The following is a 279-nucleotide window of genomic DNA, read 5'->3' as shown; positions in this document are numbered from 1 at the left end:
TGGCATTCAGCACCAGGGTGCCGTAGGTCCCGGTGAAGGTCCCGGGGGTGATCGGCCCGGCGTTTTCCCCGAGCGTTACGCGGTCGGCGCCTTGCACATCGTTGCTCAACACATTGCCGCTGAGGGTCAGCAGGGTTTCCGAAGCGGTACCGGCATGGCTGTCGTCCACGCCCTCCGGCAGGTCGTCGACAACGTTCACGTCGAGGCTGCCCGTGGCGGTGGTGCCGTTGTCGTCGACCACGGTCACGGCGAACTGCTCAGGCAAAGTGTTGGCGCCGT

The 279-nt window shown here is 65.9% G+C and carries 1 protein-coding gene; it reads right to left on the bottom strand.

Going from position 1 to position 279, the window contains the following annotated elements:
- Positions 1-279 (bottom strand): hypothetical protein (locus KW849_RS31930; protein WP_218433910.1); only part of this gene is annotated, 279 nt, incomplete at both ends.

Source organism: Pseudomonas sp. PDM26 (assembly GCF_019219185.1).
GTDB lineage: Bacteria > Pseudomonadota > Gammaproteobacteria > Pseudomonadales > Pseudomonadaceae > Aquipseudomonas.
The sequence above is the reverse complement of the archived record's forward strand: the minus strand, read 5'-3'. Positions and strand labels throughout refer to the sequence as shown.